The sequence below is a fragment of the Streptomyces sp. NBC_01426 genome, from assembly GCF_036231985.1.
Lineage (GTDB): Bacteria > Actinomycetota > Actinomycetes > Streptomycetales > Streptomycetaceae > Streptomyces.
Genome location: NZ_CP109500.1, coordinates 2,379,858 through 2,398,588, shown reverse-complemented (window position 1 = coordinate 2,398,588; position 18,731 = coordinate 2,379,858). Strand labels below are relative to the sequence as shown.

The window sequence follows — 18,731 nt, the reverse complement described above, 5'->3', positions numbered from 1 at the left end:
CGAAGTAGTCTTGAGTCCATGCCCGAACGCCGTACCGTCGCCCTTGTCACTCTTGGCTGCGCCCGTAACGAGGTGGACTCGGAGGAGCTCGCAGGCCGCTTGGCGGCGGATGGCTGGGAGCTCGTCGAGGACGCCGCCGACGCGGACGTGGCCGTCGTCAACACCTGCGGCTTCGTCGAAGCCGCCAAAAAGGACTCCGTAGACGCCCTGCTGGAAGCCAACGATCTCAAGGATCACGGCAAGACCCAGGCCGTCGTCGCCGTCGGCTGTATGGCCGAGCGCTACGGCAAGGAACTCGCCGAAGCGCTCCCCGAGGCCGACGGCGTGCTCGGATTCGACGACTACGCCGACATCTCCGACCGCCTCCAGACCATCCTCAACGGCGGCATCCACGCCTCCCACACCCCCCGCGACCGGCGCAAGCTGCTGCCGATCAGCCCGGCGGCCCGCCAGGACGCGGAGGTGGCCCTGCCCGGCCACGCGCAGGAGCCGGTCGCCGAGGCGCCGGCCGACCTGCCCGACGGGCTCGCGCCCGCCTCCGGGCCGCGCGCACCGCTGCGCCGCCGCCTGGACAAGAGCCCCGTCGCCTCGGTCAAGCTGGCCTCAGGCTGCGACCGGCGCTGCTCCTTCTGCGCCATCCCGTCCTTCCGCGGCTCCTTCATCTCGCGCCGTCCCAGCGACGTGCTGGGCGAGACCCGCTGGCTCGCGGAGCAGGGCGTCAAGGAGATCATGCTGGTCTCCGAGAACAACACCTCGTACGGCAAGGACCTGGGCGACATCCGCCTGCTGGAGACCCTGCTGCCGGAGCTGGCCGAGGTGGACGGCATCGAGCGCGTCCGCGTCAGCTACCTCCAGCCCGCCGAGATGCGGCCCGGGCTGATCGACGTGCTGACCTCGACCCCCAAGGTCGTCCCGTACTTCGACCTGTCCTTCCAGCACTCGGCCCCCGACGTGCTGCGCTCCATGCGCCGCTTCGGCGACACCGACCGGTTCCTGGAACTGCTCGACACCATCCGCTCCAAGGCCCCGCAGGCCGGCGTCCGGTCCAACTTCATCGTCGGGTTCCCCGGCGAGAAGGAGTCGGACTTCAAGGAGCTGGAGCGTTTCCTCACCCACGCGAGGCTCGACGCCATCGGCGTCTTCGGCTACTCGGACGAGGACGGCACCGAAGCCGTCACCTACGACGGCAAGCTCGACGCGGACACCATCGCGGAGCGGCTCGCGCACATGCAGCGGCTGGCCGAGGAGCTCACCTCGCAGCGCGCGGAGGAGCGGATCGGCGAGACCCTGGAGGTCCTCGTGGAGTCCGTCGAGTCCGTGGACGAGGACGGCGAGGGCGCCTACGGGCGCGCCGCCCACCAGGCTCCCGAAACGGACGGCCAGGTCGTCTTCACGGACGGCACGGGTCTGGTCCCCGGGCGTATCGTCACGGCAAAGGTGGTCGGCACCCTCGGTGTCGACCTGGTCGCGGAGCCCCTGGGCCTGGATCTTGAGGAGGCGGCCGGATGACCGGAGTCCCGGCATCTGCGGCGGGCGGGACCGGCCGCCGGCCGGCACCCGGCGCGAAGGTCGGGGCTACGGCCGTCCATGAGGCGGGCCTGTGGAACATCGCCAACATCCTGACGATGATCCGGCTCGTGCTGGTGCCGGGATTCGTCCTGCTGCTGCTCGCCGACGGGGGATACGACCCCGTCTGGCGGGCGTGGGCGTGGGCGGCGTTCGCCGTCGCCATGATCACGGACATCTTCGACGGGCACCTCGCCCGGGCGTACAACCTGGTCACGGATTTCGGCAAGATCGCCGACCCCATCGCCGACAAGGCGATCATGGGGTCGGCGCTGATCTGTCTCTCCTGGCTCGGTGACCTGCCCTGGTGGGTCACCGGGGTCATCCTCGGGCGGGAGCTCGGGATCACGCTGATGCGCTTCTGGGTGATCCGCTACGGGGTCATCCCGGCGAGCCGGGGCGGCAAGATGAAGACCCTGGCGCAGGGGACGGCCGTGGGCATGTACGTCCTCGCGCTGACCGGACCGCTGGCCACGCTCCGGTTCTGGGTCATGGCGCTCGCCGTCGTGCTGACCGTCGTCACCGGTCTGGACTACATCCGGCAGGCGGTCGTCCTGCGCCGCAAGGGCCTCGCCGCGGAGCTGGCCGTGGAGCGGGCCGCGAGGTGACGGACGGCGCGGGTGATTTTTCGGTGACCCGCGGTGCGGCGGAAGCCGGCGCCGGTGTCGTCGAGGTGGCCGGAGACGTACTGCGACTGCTCGCGGAGAGTGACCAGACCGTAGCCGTCGCCGAGTCGCTCACCGGCGGCATGGTCGCCGCGGGAATCACTTCCGTGCCCGGAGCCTCGAAGTCGTTCCGCGGCTCGGTCACGGCGTACGCGACCGAGCTCAAGCACCGGGTCCTCGGGGTGGACGCCGATCTGCTGGCCGCCGAGGGCGCGGTGAACGCCCAGGTGGCACAGGAGATGGCCGCCGGCGTCCGACGGATCATGGGGGCGTCGTGGGGGATCGCGACGACCGGAGTGGCCGGCCCGGACCTGCAGGACGGGCAACCGGTGGGAACGGTTTTCATCGCCGTGGTGGGTCCCCGGGGCAGGAAAACGGCCCGGCTGTGGTTGAACGGCTCCCGTACGGAAATCCGTAGGGAGAGTGCACGGACAGTGCTCGAACTTCTCTCGAGCGAACTCCGCGAGAATCTGCGGGGGCAGGATACGGAACAGAACGGGGGGATTTGATGTTTGCAGCCCTGAGTGAACACGACATAGCTCCCCGCACGGCCGCGGCGCGAGGCGGTACGGTGGGGCGTGAAGGTTACGGCTACACGGTCAGAGGAGGGAGCCACCGATGATTCTGCTCCGTCGCCTGCTGGGTGACGTGCTGCGTCGGCAGCGCCAGCGCCAGGGCCGTACTCTGCGCGAGGTCTCCTCGTCCGCCCGAGTTTCGCTCGGCTATCTCTCCGAGGTGGAGCGGGGGCAGAAGGAGGCATCTTCCGAGCTGCTCTCCGCGATCTGCGACGCGCTTGACGTACGGATGTCCGAGCTGATGCGGGAAGTCAGCGACGAACTGTCGTTGGCAGAGCTTGCGCAGTCGGCCGCGGCAAGCGAACCGGTGCCGGCACCGGTGCGCCCGATGCTCAATTCGGTCTCCGTGACCTCGGTCGCGGGCACCACGGAACGGGTGACCATCAAGGCCCCCGTGGAAGCGGTGAACGTCGTAGCCGCGTGAGTCCAAGCGTGTGAGTGTGGCTGGAGCCCCGGTCGGTGCGAGATGCATCGGGTGGGGTTCCTTGCTGTGTGCCCGTCGACGCGCCCTGTGCCCGTCGTCGTGTGTCGTGCACCGTGCCGCACGGGTGGCCCGCGGGCCGTTCTGGGTGCGGTGGGCAGGGGGGTGCGGGAGGATGGGCGCGTCCGGATCCCCGCCTCCCGGGAGGCAGCCGTGCGGCGGCTACTGATACCCCTTGCGCTGACCGTGGGCGTGCTGTGGTGGTGGGCCGTGCTGCGGCTGGCCCTGGCACCCGCGGAGTCCGGACCCGTGGAGGGCGCGGTGGCCGTCGGCGGCTGGGGGCTCGGGCTCCTTCCGGTGCACTGCGTCCCGAGGCCCGAGCGGGGGCGCCGCAAGGGGGGACCGGGGGACGGGGGAACCGTCGTACCGGGCGTGACGGCAACGGCCGTGCCCGCCGGTCCGGCGTCTACCAGGGCATCGACACTCCACCGTTCGGGCGAAGAATCTGGCCCGTCATGAAGGACGAGGCGTCCGAGGCGAGGTAGAGCACGGCCTGCGCGATGTCCTCGGGCTCGCCGACCCGGCCGAGCGGGGACATCCGGACCATCATCGCCTCGGTTTGCTCCTGCGCCCGCGCCCCGTGGCGACCGGTCATGGGGGTGCGGATCCACCCCGGCGCGACGGCGTTGACGCGGATGCCGTGCGGGCCCGTCTCGGTGGCCAGGGTCTTGGTCAGCTGGACGACGGCGGCCTTGGCGGCGCTGTAGCAGAGCAGCCCGGGCTGGGCGGCGTCCACGGCGCCGGAGGCCATGGTGACGATCGAGCCGGGGCGGCCGGCGGCGATCATGGCGCGGGCGGATTCCTGGCAGGTGCGCAGGACGCCCTTGAAGTTGATGTCCAGGACCCGGTCGAGGTCCTCGTCGGTGGTCTCCAGGACGCTGCTGGTGTGCATGATCCCGGCGATGGCGGCCGTGATGTCGAGGGGGCCCGCCGCCGCGACGGCCGCCCGGAGCGCGGCGCGGTCCGTGACGTCGAGGGCGTGGACGGTGGCCCGTCCGCCCGCCTTGGCGACCAGGTCGGCGGTCTCCCGGAGGCCGTCCGCGTCCCGGTCGGCGCAGTGCACGGCCGCGCCGGCCTCGGCGAGGAGCACGGCGGTGGCGCGGCCGATGCCGCTCGCGGCGCCGGTGATCAGCGCGGTGCGGCCGGTGAGGTCGTACGAGGCTGTGGGCATGTCGGGACCGTACGACCGAACCTGACGGACCGTCAACTAGGGGGTCGGGCCGGATTGGCAGCTCGGGCACCAGTAGGTGGGCCGGTCGTCCTGCCGGGCCTCGCGGACCGGGGTGCCGCAGCGCAGGCAGGGCCGGCGGAGGCGGCCGTAGACGAACAGGTCCTGGCCGGGGCGGCGGCTGCCGGTGGTGTTGCGGTGGCCGTCGCGGCCGCCGCGCTCGCCGACGTTGGCGCGCAGGAGCCGGTGCGCGGCCCCGGCGAGGCGGACGGCCGTGACCTCGGGGTCGGGGAGGGCGCCCACCGGTGTCCAGGGGGTGACCTGGGCCAGGAAGCAGAGCTCGGACTTGTAGATGTTGCCGATGCCGGCCAGGTTGCGTTGGTCGAGGAGGGCCTCGCCGAGCGGGCGGTCGGGGGCGGCGAGGAGGTTCGCGGCGGCCCGGTCGGGGTCCCAGTCCGGGCCGAGGAGGTCGGGGCCGAGGTGGCCGACCACGCGGTCCTCGTCGGCGGTACGGATCAGTTCCACGACGGGGAGGCGGTAGCCGACGGCGGTGGAGTCGGCGGTGCCGAGGACGGCGCGGATCTCGTGGACGGGGCCCCCGTGCCACTTCGCGGCCGCGGGGAAGACGTGCCAGGCGCCGTCCATGCGGAGGTGGGTGTGGAGGGTGAGGCCGTCGTCCCCGTCGCCCGCCTCGAAGCGGGCCAGGAGGTGCTTGCCGCGGGGGATGACGTCGAGGGTGGTGCGGCCCGTGAGGTCGGCGGTGGCGAAGCGGGGGACGCGGAGGTCGGAGCGGGTGAGCCGCTTCCCGGCCAGGGCCGCGTGGAGGCGGGCCGCCGCGCGCCAGACGCTGTCTCCTTCGGGCATGGGCTCATTGTCGGCCCCCGGGTGGGGATTCTCCTGCGCGCCCCGGCGTGCGGCGGGCCCCCGCGGCCGTTCGTCGCGGGGGCCCGGGCGGGGTGGGGTCTACTTCCAGGTGAGGCTCTTGCCGTCCTTCAGGGAGTTGTAGGGGTCGCCCCAGTACTCGGCGCCGACCACCTTGGTCTGGGCCGAGGGGGCCAGGGCGACCGCGCAGTTGGTCTGCGACTTGCCGTTGGTGAAGTCGCGCGGCAGCGAGTCGTCGTCGCACTTCTCGAACGTGCCGATGATCGAGAGGCCCTGGGCCTCGCTGCCGTCCGGGAGGAGGCCCTTGATGTGGCCCACGGAGGTGTGCGACAGGTCGGTGGTGCCGACGTTCTTGACCGAGTAGCGGATGTAGTACGGAACCATCCCCTTGACCTTGTCGCCGAGCTTGAGCGCGGCGAGGTCGGCGGCCTGGCCCTGCTCGATGCCGGTCACGGTGAGGGCGATGGTGCCGGCCTTGTCCGTGCCGTACTTGAACGGCACGGTGGCCGCCTCGCCGATCTTGAAGCTCTGACCGGACTTGGCGGTGCCCGCGGTCCCGGGGGCCGGTACGTCGCCGCCGCCGGCCGGCGGGGTGGCGCTCGTGTCGGGCTGTGCGGGCTTGGAGGGCTGCGCGGCGGACGGGGAGGCCGGTGCCGGGGCCTGCTCCTCGTTGCCGCTCTTGCAGCCGGTCAGGGCCAGGCCGACGACCGCCAGGCCGATGAAGCCGACGGCGGTTCCGCGCGTGCCTATGGTGCTCACTGTTCTCGTCCCCCATGAATGTGCGTCGGGCATCTGGATGTGCGTCGGGCGTCGCGTCGAACGCGATGCCTTATGCGATCTTGATAACGCACGAAAGGCCGCGATCACCAGGTCGAACGGGGTCTCGTGACGTGTTCAATACAAAAGCGGCACACTTGGGTCCGTTCCGTGGAGATCAGTTGCGCAGCCGCAGGCCCCGCGGGGTCGCGTGGAAGCCGGCCGCCTCCAGGGCCGGCCCCAGGGGCGAGGTCAGGGCCGGGGCGGCGTTGATCCGCTCCACCGTCAGGTCGGGGACGGTACTCGCGCGCGAGGCCGCGACGAGCGCGGCCGTCGCCGCCGCGAGGCGCGGATCCTCCGCCGGCGGCCAGGCCAGCAGGGTCTTGCCGCCCCGCTCCAGATACAGGGTGAGTTCGCCGTCGACCAGCACCACGAGGGAGCCCGCCTTGCGGCCCGGCTTGTGGGTGGCGTCGGCCGGGGGCTCCGGCCAGGGCAGGGCCGCGCCGTACGCGTTCGCCGGGTCGGCCGCGGCCAGGACCACCGCCGCCAGGGGAGGCGGGGTGCGCTCGGCCGCCCGCAGCCGGTCCACCGCGCCGTCCATCGCGAACTGGGCCGCGCCCAGCCCCTCGACCACGTAGCCCCGGCGGGCCTGACCGCTGTCCTCGAAGGCCGACAGGACCCGGTAGACCGCGCTGAAGCCGCCCTGCACCCCCTCCGCCGCGACCGCGCCCCGGGTGACGACCCCGTGCCGGTCCAGCAGGGTGCGGGCCAGGGCGTGGGCCCGGTGGGTGGGGTCCGGGGCGTGCGTCGGCAGGAGGGACCAGCGGCCCGAGACGGTGGGCGGGCCCGTACGGGACACGGTGGCGCCGAGGGTGCCGTAGCGGCCGCGCGGGACGGTGCGCCGGGCGCGATGGGCGGTGGCGCCCGCCGTGCGGCCCGAACCCAACAGGGACCGCAGCGGGGCCAGGGTGTCGTTGGTCAGCCGGCCCGACCAGGCCAGATCCCAGACGGCGGAGGACAGTTCGGCGTCGAAGACCGCGGGGTGCCCGGCGCGCACGGCCTCGGTGAGCTGGCGGAAGAACAGGCCGTACCCGCCCGAGAGGGCGTCCAGGACGGCCTGGTGGATCGGGGTCGTCTCCAGCGGATGGGCCGGCGGGAGCAGCAGGGGCGCCGTCTCCGCGAGGTAGAGGGACACCCAGCCGTCCTTGCCGGGCAGCGCCCCGGCGCCGGCCCAGATCACCTCGCCGGTGGTGGTCAGTTCGTCCAGCAGGGTCGGGGAGTAGCCCGCGACCCGGGAGGGCAGGATCAGGCGCTCCAGCGCGGAGGCCGGCACCGGGGCCCCCTGGAGCTGCTCCACCGCCCGGGCCAGGCCGTCGATCCCGCGCAGGGTCCCGCCCAGGTGCTGCCACTGCGGCAGGAACGTGGCCAGCGCCGTCGGCGGCACGGGTTCCAGTTCCTGCCGGAGCGCGGCCAGCGAGCGGCGTCGCAGCCGGCGCAGCACGGCCGCGTCGCACCACTCCTGACCGATGCCGGCCGGATGGAACTCGCCCTGGACCACCCGGCCCGACGCGGCGAGCCGGTGCAGGGCGCCGTCGGTGACGGCCCCGCCCAGGCCGAGGCGGGCGGCGGCCGCGGCCGTGGTGAACGGGCCGTGGGTGCGGGCGTACCGGGCCAGGAGGTCACCGAGCGGGTCCTTGACCGGTTCGGTGAACGCCTCGGGGACCCCGACCGGGAGCGCGGTGCCCAGGGCGTCGCGGAGCCGGCCGGCGTCCTCGATCGCGGCCCAGTGCTCGGCTCCGCCGATCCGTACCCGGATGGCCCGGCGGGCGGCGGCGAGTTCACCTCCCCAGGACGACTCGGCGCCGCGCTCGACCAGTTCGGCGTCGGTCAGCGGGCCCAGCATGCGCAGCAGGTCGGCCACCGACTCGACGTCCTTGGCCCGGCGGTCCCCGGTGAGCCACTGGAGCTCGCGCTCCAACTCCTCCAGCACCGAGGCGTCGAGCAATTCGCGCAGCTCCGCCTGGCCGAGGAGTTCGGCGAGCAGCCGGGAGTCCAGCGAGAGCGCGGCGGCACTGCGCTCGGCCAGCGGGGAGTCGCCCTCGTACAGGAACTGGGCGACGTAGCCGAAGAGGAGGGAACGGGCGAACGGCGAGGGCTCGGCCGTGGTCACCTCGACCAGACGGACCCGGCGCGCCTCGATGTCCCCCATCAGCTCGGTCAGGCCGGGCACGTCGAAGACGTCCTGGAGGCATTCCCGTACCGCTTCCAGCACGATCGGGAAGGACCCGAACTCCGAGGCCACCTGGAGGAGTTGCGAGGCGCGCTGGCGCTGCTGCCACAGCGGGGTGCGCTTGCCCGGATTGCGGCGCGGCAACAGCAGGGCGCGGGCGGCGCACTCGCGGAACCGGGAGGCGAACAGGGCCGAGCCGCCCACCTGGTCGGTGACGATCTGGTTGATGTCGCCGTGGTCGAAGGCGACGTCGGCGGCGCCCAGCGGCGCCTTCTCGTCGTCGAACTCGAAGGAGCGGTCGGGCTGCGCGGGGTCGTGGTCCAGCAGGTCCATGCTCAGCAGGTCGGCGTCCGGCAGGCGCAGCACGATCCCGTCGTCGGCGTGCATGACCTGCGCGTCCATCCCGTACCGCTCGGCGAGGCGGGCGCCGAGGGCGAGCGCCCACGGGGCGTGCACCTGCGCACCGAAGGGGGAGTGGACCACGACCCGCCAGTCCCCGAGCTCGTCACGGAACCGCTCCACCACGATGGTGCGGTCGTCGGGCACGTGGCCGCAGGCCTCGCGCTGCTCGGAGAGGTACGCGAGGACGTTGTCCGAGGCCCAGACGTCCAGGCCGGCGGCCAGGAGGCGCAGCCTGGCGTCCTCGTCGCTCAGGGCCCCCAGCTCGCGCAGGAACGCGCCGACGGCGCGGCCCAGTTCGAGGGGGCGGCCCAGTTGGTCGCCCTTCCAGAAGGGCAGCCGGCCGGGAACCCCCGGGGCGGGCGACACCAGGACCCGGTCCCGGGTGATGTCCTCGATCCGCCAGGAACTGGTGCCCAGGGTGAAGACGTCCCCGACGCGCGACTCGTAGACCATCTCCTCGTCGAGCTCACCGACCCGGCCGCCGCCCTTCTTCGGGTCCGCGCCCGCGAGGAAGACGCCGAACAGGCCCCGGTCCGGGATCGTGCCGCCGGAGGTGACCGCCAGCCGCTGGGCGCCCGGCCGGCCGGTGATCGTCCCGGCGACCCGGTCCCACACCACGCGCGGTCGCAGTTCGGCGAACGCGTCCGACGGGTAGCGGCCCGCCAGCATGTCCAGGACCGACGTGAACGCCGAGTCGGGCAGCGCCGCGAACGGCGCGGCCCGCCGCACCAGGGCCAGCAGGTCGTCCAGTTGCCAGGTGTCCATGGCCGTCATCGCCACCAGCTGCTGGGCCAGCACGTCGAGCGGATTGGACGGGACGCGCAGCGCCTCGATCGCACCGGTGCGCATCCGCTCGGTGACCACCGCCGCCTGCACCAGGTCCCCCCGGTACTTGGGGAAGACCACACCGGTGGAGACGGCGCCCACCTGGTGTCCGGCGCGGCCCACGCGCTGGAGCCCGGACGCCACCGACGGCGGGGACTCGACCTGCACCACCAGGTCCACCGCGCCCATGTCGATGCCCAGTTCCAGGCTGGACGTGGCGACCACGGCCGGCAGCCGGCCCGCCTTGAGGTCCTCCTCGACCAGCGCCCGCTGTTCCTTCGACACCGAGCCGTGGTGCGCGCGGGCCAGCACCGGCGGGGCGCCCCGCGCGGCCCCCGACTGGGCCATGATCTCGGCCGGAGGGGCGTCCTCGGGCAGCTTCTCGCCCGTGGCGCGCTCGTACGCGATCTCGTTGAGCCGGTTGCAGAGTCGCTCGGCGAGCCGGCGGGAGTTGGCGAACACGATCGTCGAGCGGTGCGCCTGGACGAGGTCCGCGATCCGCTCCTCCACATGCGGCCAGATGGACGGCTTGTCGCCGCCGTCCTTGCCCTCGGACGCGGGGGAGCCCCCCAACTCGCCCATGTCCTGGACGGGGACGACCACCGACAGGTCGAACTCCTTCGTCGAGGGCGGCTGGACGATCTCCACCTTGCCGCGCGGCGCCAGGTACCGGGCCACCTCGTCCACCGGACGGACCGTCGCCGACAGGCCGATCCGGCGCGCCGGACGCGGCAGCAGTTCGTCCAACCGCTCCAGGGACAGGGCGAGGTGGGCGCCGCGCTTGGTCCCCGCGACCGCGTGCACCTCGTCCAGGATCACCGTCTCGACGCCCGCCAGGGCGTCCCGTGCGGCCGAGGTCAGCATCAGGAACAGCGACTCGGGGGTGGTGATCAGGATGTCCGGCGGCCGGGCCACCAGGGACCGGCGCTCGGCGGGCGGGGTATCCCCGGAGCGGATGCCGACCCGGATGTCCGGCTCCGGCGATCCCAGCCGGACGGACTCCTGCCGGATGCCGGTCAGCGGGCTGCGGAGATTGCGCTCCACGTCGACGGCCAGCGCCTTCAGCGGCGACACGTACAACACCCGGCAGCGCTTCTTCGGCTCGGCGGGCGGCGGTACGGACGCCAGCCGGTCGAGGGCGGCCAGGAAGGCCGCCAGGGTCTTGCCGGAGCCGGTGGGCGCCACGACGAGCACGTCCGACCCGGCCCCGATGGCCCGCCAGGCACCCTCCTGCGCGGCCGTGGGCGTGTCGAAGGCCCCCGTGAACCACGAGCGGGTCGCGGGGGAGAACGAGTCGAGCGCGCTACCGGACATGCCCCCATCGTGCACCCGGCCACTGACAACCGCCCGGACCTGCGCAAACGCGCCGCGCTGCCGGGGCGCAGAATGGGGGGATGGGCACGGACGAGGGCCGCCGGGAATGGGCACGGCACTGGCAGCACGCGGAGCTGCCGGGCCTGGACCTGCTGCGCGCCCACTACGTACGGCACACCTTCCCGCGCCACGCCCACGACGGCTACGTCATCGCGGCCGTCACCGGCGGCATCGAGGAGATCGGCCTGCCCGGCACCACCCTGCGCGCCGGCCCGGGCAGCGTGGTCCTGATCAACCCCGAGGTCCCGCACACGGCCCGCGCCGGCGTCCCCGAGGGCTGGGCGTACGCCACCCTCTACCCCTCCCGGGAGCTGATCACCGAGGTCGCCGCCGAGATCGGCACCCTGCGCGGAACCCCGGGCTTCACGGTCGACATGGTCACCGATCCGCACACCTCCCGGGTGATCACCGAGGTGCACCGGGCCGCCGAGGCCGGCAACGCGCTGGCCGCCGACACCCTGCTGCGGGGTGCGGTCGCGCGGATGCTGACCCGGCACGCCGGACCGCTGCCGGCCCGAGAGTCGCGCCGGGCGGGCGCCTCGGACGCCGAACGGGCCCGGATCGTCCTGGAGGACCGGATGGCCGAGCCGCCCTCGCTGGAGCAGCTCGCCACGGAACTGGGCACGAGCCCGTTCGCCCTGCTGCGGGCGTTCCGGGAGCGGTACGGGATGCCCCCGCACACTTGGCTCACCGACGCCCGGGTCCGCCGGGCGCGCCGGCTCCTGGACGCGGGCACTCCGCCCGCCGAGGCGGCGGTCGTCGTCGGCTTCACCGACCAGCCGCACCTGAACCGCCACTTCACCCGGATCGTGGGCGTGCCCCCGGGCGCCTACCGGCGGGGACGGGCCGCCGGGGGCCCCGTCGCGTAGGCGCCGGTCCGCGCCCGAAGTCCGAGACCGGGCGGGGACCCGGGCCGCAAGAACGTACAAGACCGGACCGCCCCACCCCGCTTAAGTTCGCGGGGTGGGAGAACATCAGATGGTGATACGAGAGGCCCCCGACGAAGGGGTCGCCGACAAGCCGCGGGCCGCCGTGATCCGGGACGCGCTCGGTGTCGGCGTGGCCGTCGGGCTGTCCGGGTTCGCGTTCGGCGTGACCGCGGCCGGGGCGGGCGTCAGCGTGCTCCAGGCCTGTGTGCTGAGCCTGCTGGTGTTCACCGGGGCCTCGCAGTTCGCGCTGGTCGGGGCACTGGCCGCGGGCGGGAACCCGTTCACCGCCGCCGCCGGGGCCTTCTTCCTCGGCACCCGCAACGCCTTCTACGGGCTGCGGCTGTCCCAGTTGCTGGCCCTCCCCAAGGCGGTACGGCCCTTCGCCGCGCACTGGGTGATCGACGAGACCACCGCCGTGGCCCTGGCTCAGCCCGACCGGAAGTCGGCTCGGCTCGGCTTCACCGTGACCGGGCTGACCCTCTACGCCCTGTGGAACCTGACCACGCTGCTGGGCGCCCTCGGCGCCGAGGCCATCGGGGACACCCGCGTGTGGGGGCTGGACGCCGCCGGGCCCGCCGTGTTCCTCGCCCTGCTCGCACCGATGCTGAAGACCTCCACCGAGCGGGCCGTGGCCGCCCTCGCCCTGGTGCTCGGGCTGGGCCTGCTGCCCGTGCTGCCCTCCGGGGTGCCCGTGCTGGTCGCGGCGCTGGCCGCGCCGATCGTGCTGTGGATGAAGGGACGCCGCTCGTGAACGTCTGGATCGCCATCGCGGTGACCGTCGTCGGCTGCTACGCCGTCAAGCTCGCCGGACTCCTCGTCCCCGCCGAGGCCCTGGAACGGCCCTCGGTACGCCAACTCGCCGCGCTGCTGCCCGTCGCCCTGCTCGCCGCGCTCACCGCCCAGCAGACCTTCAGCACCGGGCAGGAACTGGTGCTCGACGCCCGGGCCGCCGGACTGGCCGCCGCCGGGATCGCCCTGCTGCTGCGCGCCCCGTTCCTGGTGGTGGTCGGGGCCGCGGTCGTCGTCACCGCGGGACTGCGGGCCCTGACCGGGTGACGGGGGCGAGCGGGCGACCGTACGCCCGCAGCGTCAGCAGCGCCTCCACCGTGGCGATCGGCCGCCGCTCCAGCGAACTGCCCGGCGCCCAGGCCCGGCGACGCACCGGCCAGCCGCCGTCCTGCTGCTGCTCGGCCGCGAGGAAGTCCAGGGCGCGCTCCATCTCCGCGTCGGTGAACCAACCCCGCGCCAGCGACTCCGGACGCCGCGCGAAGTCGTACGGGAACAGCCGCTCGCCCGGCGCGTAGCCCGAGGCCGGAGGCTGCTCCTCGCGACGCTCCGGATCCAGCACGACGAGCCCCCGCTCCCGCACCAGCCGCCCCAACCGGTCCGCGGCCGCCGCCGCGCGCCCCCGGTCGGGCGCCCCGTCCAGGAAGGCGACCGCGCTCTGGATCTCGTACGGATGCGAGTGGCGCAGGGTCTCGACCCGGTCCCAGCAGAAGTCCGTGGCCCGGAACAGCCACGCGTGCCAGACCCGGTTGCGGTGGAGCAGCCCGACGATCGGCCCCGTGGTCAGCAGCTCGCTCGGGGGATCGTCGCGCACCGGGTGGTAGGGGGCCGCCGGGTAGTCGCGCGGCGCCGGGAAGACCAGGGGGAGAGCGCCCTCCGGGGTGGAGACCAGGGTCAGGTGGCGGCAGAGCCGCTCGATGCGCCGGCCCGTGCAGCGGCCCAGGGCGTCGAGGACGCGCAGGGCGTGCGCGGTGTGCAGGGGCTGGCTCAGCGGGCCGCGCAGGTCCGGGTCCAGCGCGTGACCGTAGCCTCCGTCCGCGCCCAGGTACGCGCCGAGGGCGGCGTCCACCGCGTCGGCGTCCCCGCCGAGGAAGTGGAACGCGAACCGGCGCTGCTCCAGGACCCGGGCGGTGAGCCAGATGAACTGCTCCGCACGGGCCAGCGGGGCGGTCGGGCCCAGTGAGGCCGCCGGGGCCGGCGAGGACGCTTCGTCTCCAGGCATGCGTGAAACCGTAGGGCGCACGGATGCGGCGGCGGGGCCCGAACGCGGTGGGTGCACTCTCCGGGGCGCGATACTGGTGGCATGCGGTTGACGATTTTCTGGGAACGGATGGCCGAGCACTTCGGCGCGGGCTACGCGGACTCCTTCGCGCGGGACCACGTCATGACGGAACTCGGCGGACGCACCGTCCACCAGGCCCTCGACGCCGGCTGGGAGGCCAAGGACGTGTGGCGCGCGGTGTGCGCCGCGATGGACGTGCCGGCCTCGCTGCGCTGAGCCGGACGCCCGTTTCCTCACAAGCGCCGCAGGTGGGACACACTGGGCGGCGTGGCAGCGACAGAAGAGACGACCGAACAGCCCGCGCCGGCCCCCGCCGATCCCGGAGAGCGGCCGCGTGACGGCGGCCCGGACCGGGTGCCGTCGCCCGCGGGCCCCCCGGCCGAGGCGCGGATGCCGCGGTGGCTGCCGCGCGCGGTGATCCTCGTACTGGCCCTGGTCGCCTGCTTCCAACTCGGCAGCTGGGCCTTCCACCAGCTCATCGGGCTGCTCGTCAACATCCTGATCGCCTTCTTCCTCGCCCTCGCGATAGAGCCCGCGGTGGCGCGGATGGCGGCCCGCGGCATGCGCCGCGGGTTCGCCACCTTCCTGGTCTACCTGGGCGTCCTCGTGGCGACCGCGGGGTTCGTCGCGCTGCTCGGCTCGATGCTCGCCGGGCAGATCGTGGACATGGTGGAGGGCTTCCCGAGGTACCTGGACTCGGTGATCGGATCGATCAACGACACCTTCCACACCGAACTGTCCCGGCTGTCGATCCAGGACAGCCTGCTGCACTCGGACTGGCTGCAGAAGTACGTGCAGAACAGCGCGACCGGCGTGCTCGACGTGTCCGCGACCGTCCTCGGCGGACTCTTCCGGCTGCTGACGATCGGGCTGTTCTCCTTCTACTTCGCCGCGGACGGCCCGCGACTGCGGCGCGCGCTGTGCTCCGTGCTGCCGCCCGGCAAGCAGTCGGAGGTGCTGCGCGCCTGGGAGATCGCCGTCGCCAAGACGGGCGGGTACCTCTACTCGCGCGGGCTGATGGCGCTGATCTCCGGGATCGCGCACTACATCCTGTTCGCGGTCCTCGGTGTGCCCTACGCGCCCGCCCTCGCGGTGTGGGTGGGGCTGGTGTCCCAGTTCATCCCCACCATCGGCACCTACCTGGCGGGCGCGCTGCCGATGCTGATCGCCTTCACGATCGACCCCTGGTACGCGCTGTACGTCCTCGGGTTCGTGGTGGTCTACCAGCAGTTCGAGAACTACGTGCTCCAGCCCAAGCTGACGTCGCGGACCGTGGACATCCACCCGGCGGTCGCCTTCGGCTCGGTCATCGCGGGCACCGCCCTGCTCGGCGCGGTCGGGGCGCTCATCGCGATCCCGGCCGTCGCCACGCTCCAGGCCTTCCTCGGCGCGTACGTGAAGCGGTACGAGCTGACGGAGGGCGCGGACGCCTCTACCTCTTCCCGTCCGCGTCGGCGAGTACGGCTGCCAGGGCTTCGGTGACGGTCGCCTCGACGGCGGCCTTGTCCACGCCCAGGCCGCTCAGCACGCCCTCGCCGTTCTCCAACTCCAGCAGGGCGAGCAGGAGGTGCTCGGTGCCGACGAAGTTGTGGCCCAGCCGCAGGGCCTCGCGGAAGGTGAGCTCCAGGGCCTTCTTGGCGCCGACGTCGAAGGGGACCAGGTCGGGTACCTCCGCGACGGCCGCCGGCAGCGCGGCGCCGGCGGCGGCGCGGACGTCGTCCGCCGCGACGTGCTGGGCCCGCAGCGCCTGACCGGCGAGCGACTCGGGGTCGGCGAGCAGACCGAGGACCAGGTGCTCGGTGCGGATCTCGGTGTTGCCGGCGGCGCGGGCCTCGTTCTGGGCGGTCATCACGACGTTGCGGGCGCGGGGGGTGAAGCGGGCGAAGCCCTGCGCGGAGTCGAGGTCGCCGTCGGCGCCGTCGCCCTTGTCGCTCTTGGGGACGAAGCGCTTCTGCGCGGCCTGGCGGGTGACGCCCATGCTGCGGCCGATGTCGGTCCAGGAGGCGCCGGAGCGGCGGGCCTGGTCGACGAAGTGGCCGATGAGGTGATCGGCGACGTCCCCGAGCGCCTCGGCGGCGACGACGGCGCCGCTGAGCTGCTCCAGGGTGTCGGAGTGGACCTTCTTGATGGCCTCGATGAGGTCGTCGAGGCGTACCGGATTGGTCATGCGAACGGGTTCCACGGGAGGGTTCGTCATGTAGGCAACCGTAGGTTGACAGTCGAGCGACTGTCAACCCTGGGTTGTCACCCGTGCTCGTCGACCGCTCCGGCTCCGGGGGCGACGCGGCCGGATCGGGGGAGGTTCGGCGCGTCCGCAGGGCCGACTGCCACGCTCCGCGCGCCACGTTCCGTATCGGATCGGCTACGTTACGCACGTGCGCGATGGGCGCGCCCGGAGTGGAGGAGACCGCAGTGACGACATCGGAAGACGAGCGGACGGGCGGCCCCGAGGCCCGGCTCGGATTCGAGCCCGGCCAGGTCGTCCAGGAGATCGGCCTGGGCGACGACGTCGACGAGGAACTGCGCGCGGGCATCGCGCGGGTCATCGGTCAGGAACTGGTCGGCGAGGACTACGGCGACGTCGTGGACGTCGTCCTCCTGTGGTTCCGGGAGGAGGACGGCGACCTCACCGACGGGCTCGTCGACTGCATCGCGCTGCTGGAGGACGGTGGCGTGATCTGGCTCCTCACCCCGAAGGTCGGACTGGACGGACACGTCGAGCCCAGTGACATCGCCGAGGCCGTGACGACGGCCGGTCTCTCGCAGGCCCGGCCGGTCAGTGTGACCAAGCGCTGGGCCGGCGCCAGGCTCACCACCCCCAAGTCCCGGAGGTAGGGCGGGCGGCGGCGACGTCCGCCCGGTGACCGGTCGATCCGCCCGAGGAGTGGATCGACCGGTCTTTCGCGTCCGGTCGCGTCGCGTCGGCGCGGGGGATCGGGCGGGGGGATGTGGGGTTCGGATCCGGCCACGCCTTCGGTGATAACGCCTTTCGTCGACTCGCCACGCCCTCTTGTGGGTTCGCCGTGACCTCTTAACAATGCGCATGACAACCGAAGGATCTTCGGTCGCATTGTCACGGGCGAACCCAGCCCTCGATTCGAGAGGGGAACCCCCCACGTGAACAAGCCTCTCGCCGGCGCCCTGCTCTCCGTGCTCCTGATCGGAGCGGCGGCGGCCCCGGCCGTGGCCTCCGTACCCCTGGAGGAGAAGGCGGCCCCGGCCGCCGCGGTCACCTTCGCGGGAACGGTCGCGCTCAGCAACTGTTCCGGCTCCGTCGTCCGCGCCCCCGCCTCCCAACCGAACGACCCCGCCCTGGTCCTCTCCAACGGGCACTGCCTGGAGACCGGCTTCCCGGCGGCCGGCGAGGTCGTCAAGGACCAGGCGTCCAGCCGCTCCTTCTCGCTGCTCAACGCCTCGGGCTCCAAGGTGGCGACCCTCAGGGCGAGCAAGATCGCGTACGCCACGATGACCGACACGGACGTCTCGCTCTACCAGCTCACCAAGACGTACGCGCAGATACAGAGCCAGTACGGCATCGGCGCGCTCACCCTCAACGACGTCCGCCCGGTACAGGGGTCGGCGATCAAGGTGGTGTCGGGGTACTGGAAGCGCACCTACACCTGCAACGTCGACGGGTTCGCCTACCGCCTCAAGGAGGGCGAGTGGACCTGGAAGGACTCGGTCCGCTACACCTCGGCCTGTAACACCATCGGCGGCACCTCGGGCTCGCCGGTGATCGACACGACGACGGGCAAGGTCGTCGCCGTCAACAACACCGGCAACGAGGACGGCAGCCGGTGCACCGACAACAACCCCTGTGAGGTGGACCAGAACGGCAACGTGACGGTCCGCCAGGGCATCAACTACGCCCAGGAGACGTACACGATCGTCCCCTGCATAGGCGCAGGCAACGTGATCGACCTGAACCGCCCGGGCTGCGCGCTGCCCAAGCCGTAGCCCTCCCGCGACCGCCCGCCGCCGCGTCCGCCGTCCGCCGGTGCGCGCGGGGGCGGGCGGTCGTACGTTTACGCCGCCGCCCGGGCGCCGCCGCCTCGCCGCCGGGCCGGTCAGGCCGGATGCAGTACGGCCGCGGCGATCTCGCGGACCCGGTCGAGGGTGATCCCGGTGCGCTGCTCGACCGCGAGGGGGTGCGCGGTGGGCTCCAGCTCGATGAAGGGGCGCTGCCCCACCGGGCGCGTGTGGCAGGTCGTCCTCAGGTTGACGGTGCCGGGGGAGTAGAGCGCGAGTTCCGTGCTGAGCCAACCGAAGTACGGCTTCTCGGCCTCGCGGCCCTCCGTGTGCCACAGGTCGAGGGCGCGGCCGAAGTTCTCCTGGCTGAGCGAGATCCAGACGCCCCACGAGAAGACGGCGCCGCTGTCGACCACGGGTATCTCGATCAGCCCCCTGATGAAGAAGTGCCGCCCCTGGATGACGCACTGCTCGGACGACAGCGTGCTGTCCGGATCGGCCTCGAAGGCGGGATTCCAGGCCTCGGGCGCCGGTGTCGAGTAGCTCAGGGGGAGCTCCGCGTGGTGCTCGCCGCAGCGTGAACACGTGAATCCGAGATCGTTGGCCATGCCGCGAGCCTAATGACCCGACCCGGCCGGGAGGCCCCCGGGCCGCTCGCCCGCCCGATGCCGGCCGCTTCGGGCTCGTCCGCCGGCCCGCCGGCCCGCCGTGCGTACCGGGCGCGGCGGAGTGGATCCTTCCGAATCCTTGTTCGCCGACCCATCCGAGGGGCGGTCGGCGCGCCCTCCTCGCGTCCGCGCCGGCCGTCACGGCAGGTCGGAGGGGAGGGGGACGGGGTGGG

At 73.0% G+C, this 18,731-nt stretch carries 18 protein-coding genes; 11 read left to right on the top strand and 7 right to left on the bottom strand.

Features of this window, described 5'->3' with window-relative positions:
* Positions 1 to 18: 18 nt before the first annotated feature.
* The 4 genes from rimO to OG906_RS10320 all read left to right on the top strand — a co-directional run bounded on the left by rimO (position 19) and on the right by OG906_RS10320 (position 3,230).
* Entirely contained in the window at positions 19 to 1,509 is a 1,491-nt protein-coding gene (gene rimO / locus OG906_RS10335) for a 30S ribosomal protein S12 methylthiotransferase RimO (protein WP_267800207.1), read from the top strand.
* A complete protein-coding gene (gene pgsA / locus OG906_RS10330) occupies positions 1,506 to 2,174 on the top strand; it encodes a CDP-diacylglycerol--glycerol-3-phosphate 3-phosphatidyltransferase (protein WP_329441983.1) in 669 nt (222 codons plus the stop codon). The genes rimO and pgsA overlap by 4 nt, the downstream gene beginning before the upstream one ends.
* Positions 2,175 to 2,197: 23 nt before the next feature.
* The gene (locus OG906_RS10325) at positions 2,198 to 2,740 is read left to right on the top strand and encodes a CinA family protein (RefSeq protein WP_329447986.1); all 543 of its coding nucleotides are present in this window, start codon (positions 2,198 to 2,200) and stop codon (positions 2,738 to 2,740) included.
* 109 nt (positions 2,741 to 2,849) lie between these two features.
* Positions 2,850 to 3,230, top strand: coding sequence for a helix-turn-helix domain-containing protein (locus OG906_RS10320; protein WP_053682245.1), 381 nt, complete (start codon positions 2,850 to 2,852; stop codon positions 3,228 to 3,230).
* 463 nt (positions 3,231 to 3,693) lie between these two features.
* On the opposite strand, the gene OG906_RS10310 is transcribed toward OG906_RS10320, so the two are convergent.
* The 4 genes from OG906_RS10310 to OG906_RS10295 all read right to left on the bottom strand — a co-directional run bounded on the left by OG906_RS10310 (position 3,694) and on the right by OG906_RS10295 (position 10,864).
* On the bottom strand, positions 3,694 to 4,458 hold the full coding sequence (locus tag OG906_RS10310; protein WP_267800211.1) for an SDR family NAD(P)-dependent oxidoreductase: 765 nt from the start codon (positions 4,456 to 4,458) through the stop codon (positions 3,694 to 3,696).
* Positions 4,459 to 4,494: 36 nt separating this feature from the next.
* Complete coding sequence (locus OG906_RS10305; protein ID WP_329441976.1) at positions 4,495 to 5,319, bottom strand: Fpg/Nei family DNA glycosylase; 825 nt, start codon at positions 5,317 to 5,319, stop codon at positions 4,495 to 4,497.
* Between the two features lie 99 nt (positions 5,320 to 5,418).
* Positions 5,419 to 6,096: a hypothetical protein gene (locus OG906_RS10300; RefSeq protein WP_329441974.1), complete on the bottom strand. Its 678-nt coding sequence runs from the start codon at positions 6,094 to 6,096 to the stop codon at positions 5,419 to 5,421.
* A 175-nt stretch (positions 6,097 to 6,271) separates the two neighbouring features.
* A complete protein-coding gene (locus tag OG906_RS10295; RefSeq protein WP_329441973.1) occupies positions 6,272 to 10,864 on the bottom strand; it encodes an ATP-dependent helicase in 4,593 nt (1,530 codons plus the stop codon).
* A gap of 80 nt (positions 10,865 to 10,944) precedes the next feature.
* On the opposite strand from OG906_RS10295, the gene OG906_RS10290 reads away from it, so the two are divergent.
* The 3 genes from OG906_RS10290 (at position 10,945) to OG906_RS10280 (ending at position 12,909) form a co-directional block, all read left to right on the top strand.
* Positions 10,945 to 11,793, top strand: coding sequence for an AraC family transcriptional regulator (locus OG906_RS10290; RefSeq protein WP_329441971.1), 849 nt, complete (start codon positions 10,945 to 10,947; stop codon positions 11,791 to 11,793).
* Positions 11,794 to 11,902: 109 nt separating this feature from the next.
* The gene (locus OG906_RS10285; protein WP_267828399.1) at positions 11,903 to 12,604 is read left to right on the top strand and encodes an AzlC family ABC transporter permease; all 702 of its coding nucleotides are present in this window, start codon (positions 11,903 to 11,905) and stop codon (positions 12,602 to 12,604) included.
* The gene (locus OG906_RS10280) at positions 12,601 to 12,909 is read left to right on the top strand and encodes an AzlD domain-containing protein (protein ID WP_329441968.1); all 309 of its coding nucleotides are present in this window, start codon (positions 12,601 to 12,603) and stop codon (positions 12,907 to 12,909) included. Before OG906_RS10285 ends, OG906_RS10280 begins: the two co-directional genes overlap by 4 nt.
* Here the strand turns inward: OG906_RS10280 and OG906_RS10275 are convergent.
* Positions 12,878 to 13,861, bottom strand: a complete 984-nt coding sequence (locus tag OG906_RS10275; protein WP_267800218.1) for a hypothetical protein — start codon at positions 13,859 to 13,861, stop codon at positions 12,878 to 12,880. The genes OG906_RS10280 and OG906_RS10275 overlap by 32 nt on opposite strands.
* Positions 13,862 to 13,942: 81 nt before the next feature.
* On the opposite strand from OG906_RS10275, the gene OG906_RS10270 reads away from it, so the two are divergent.
* Positions 13,943 to 14,137: a DUF3046 domain-containing protein gene (locus OG906_RS10270; protein WP_053682254.1), complete on the top strand. Its 195-nt coding sequence runs from the start codon at positions 13,943 to 13,945 to the stop codon at positions 14,135 to 14,137.
* Between the two features lie 174 nt (positions 14,138 to 14,311).
* Positions 14,312 to 15,403: an AI-2E family transporter gene (locus OG906_RS10265; protein WP_329447985.1), complete on the top strand. Its 1,092-nt coding sequence runs from the start codon at positions 14,312 to 14,314 to the stop codon at positions 15,401 to 15,403.
* On the opposite strand, the gene OG906_RS10260 is transcribed toward OG906_RS10265, so the two are convergent.
* Positions 15,354 to 16,118, bottom strand: coding sequence for a Clp protease N-terminal domain-containing protein (locus tag OG906_RS10260; RefSeq protein ID WP_329441963.1), 765 nt, complete (start codon positions 16,116 to 16,118; stop codon positions 15,354 to 15,356). The two genes, OG906_RS10265 and OG906_RS10260, sit on opposite strands and share 50 nt — an antisense overlap.
* A gap of 185 nt (positions 16,119 to 16,303) precedes the next feature.
* On the opposite strand from OG906_RS10260, the gene OG906_RS10255 reads away from it, so the two are divergent.
* A complete protein-coding gene (locus tag OG906_RS10255) occupies positions 16,304 to 16,756 on the top strand; it encodes a DUF3052 domain-containing protein (protein WP_385636139.1) in 453 nt (150 codons plus the stop codon).
* A gap of 282 nt (positions 16,757 to 17,038) precedes the next feature.
* Positions 17,039 to 17,878, top strand: coding sequence for a S1 family peptidase (locus OG906_RS10250; RefSeq protein ID WP_329441960.1), 840 nt, complete (start codon positions 17,039 to 17,041; stop codon positions 17,876 to 17,878).
* A gap of 110 nt (positions 17,879 to 17,988) precedes the next feature.
* On the opposite strand, the gene OG906_RS10245 is transcribed toward OG906_RS10250, so the two are convergent.
* Positions 17,989 to 18,498 carry a DUF2199 domain-containing protein gene (locus OG906_RS10245; protein ID WP_267800222.1) on the bottom strand — a complete coding sequence of 170 codons (510 nt, stop codon included), beginning with the start codon at positions 18,496 to 18,498 and terminating at the stop codon, positions 17,989 to 17,991.
* Between the last annotated feature and the right edge of the window lie 233 nt (positions 18,499 to 18,731).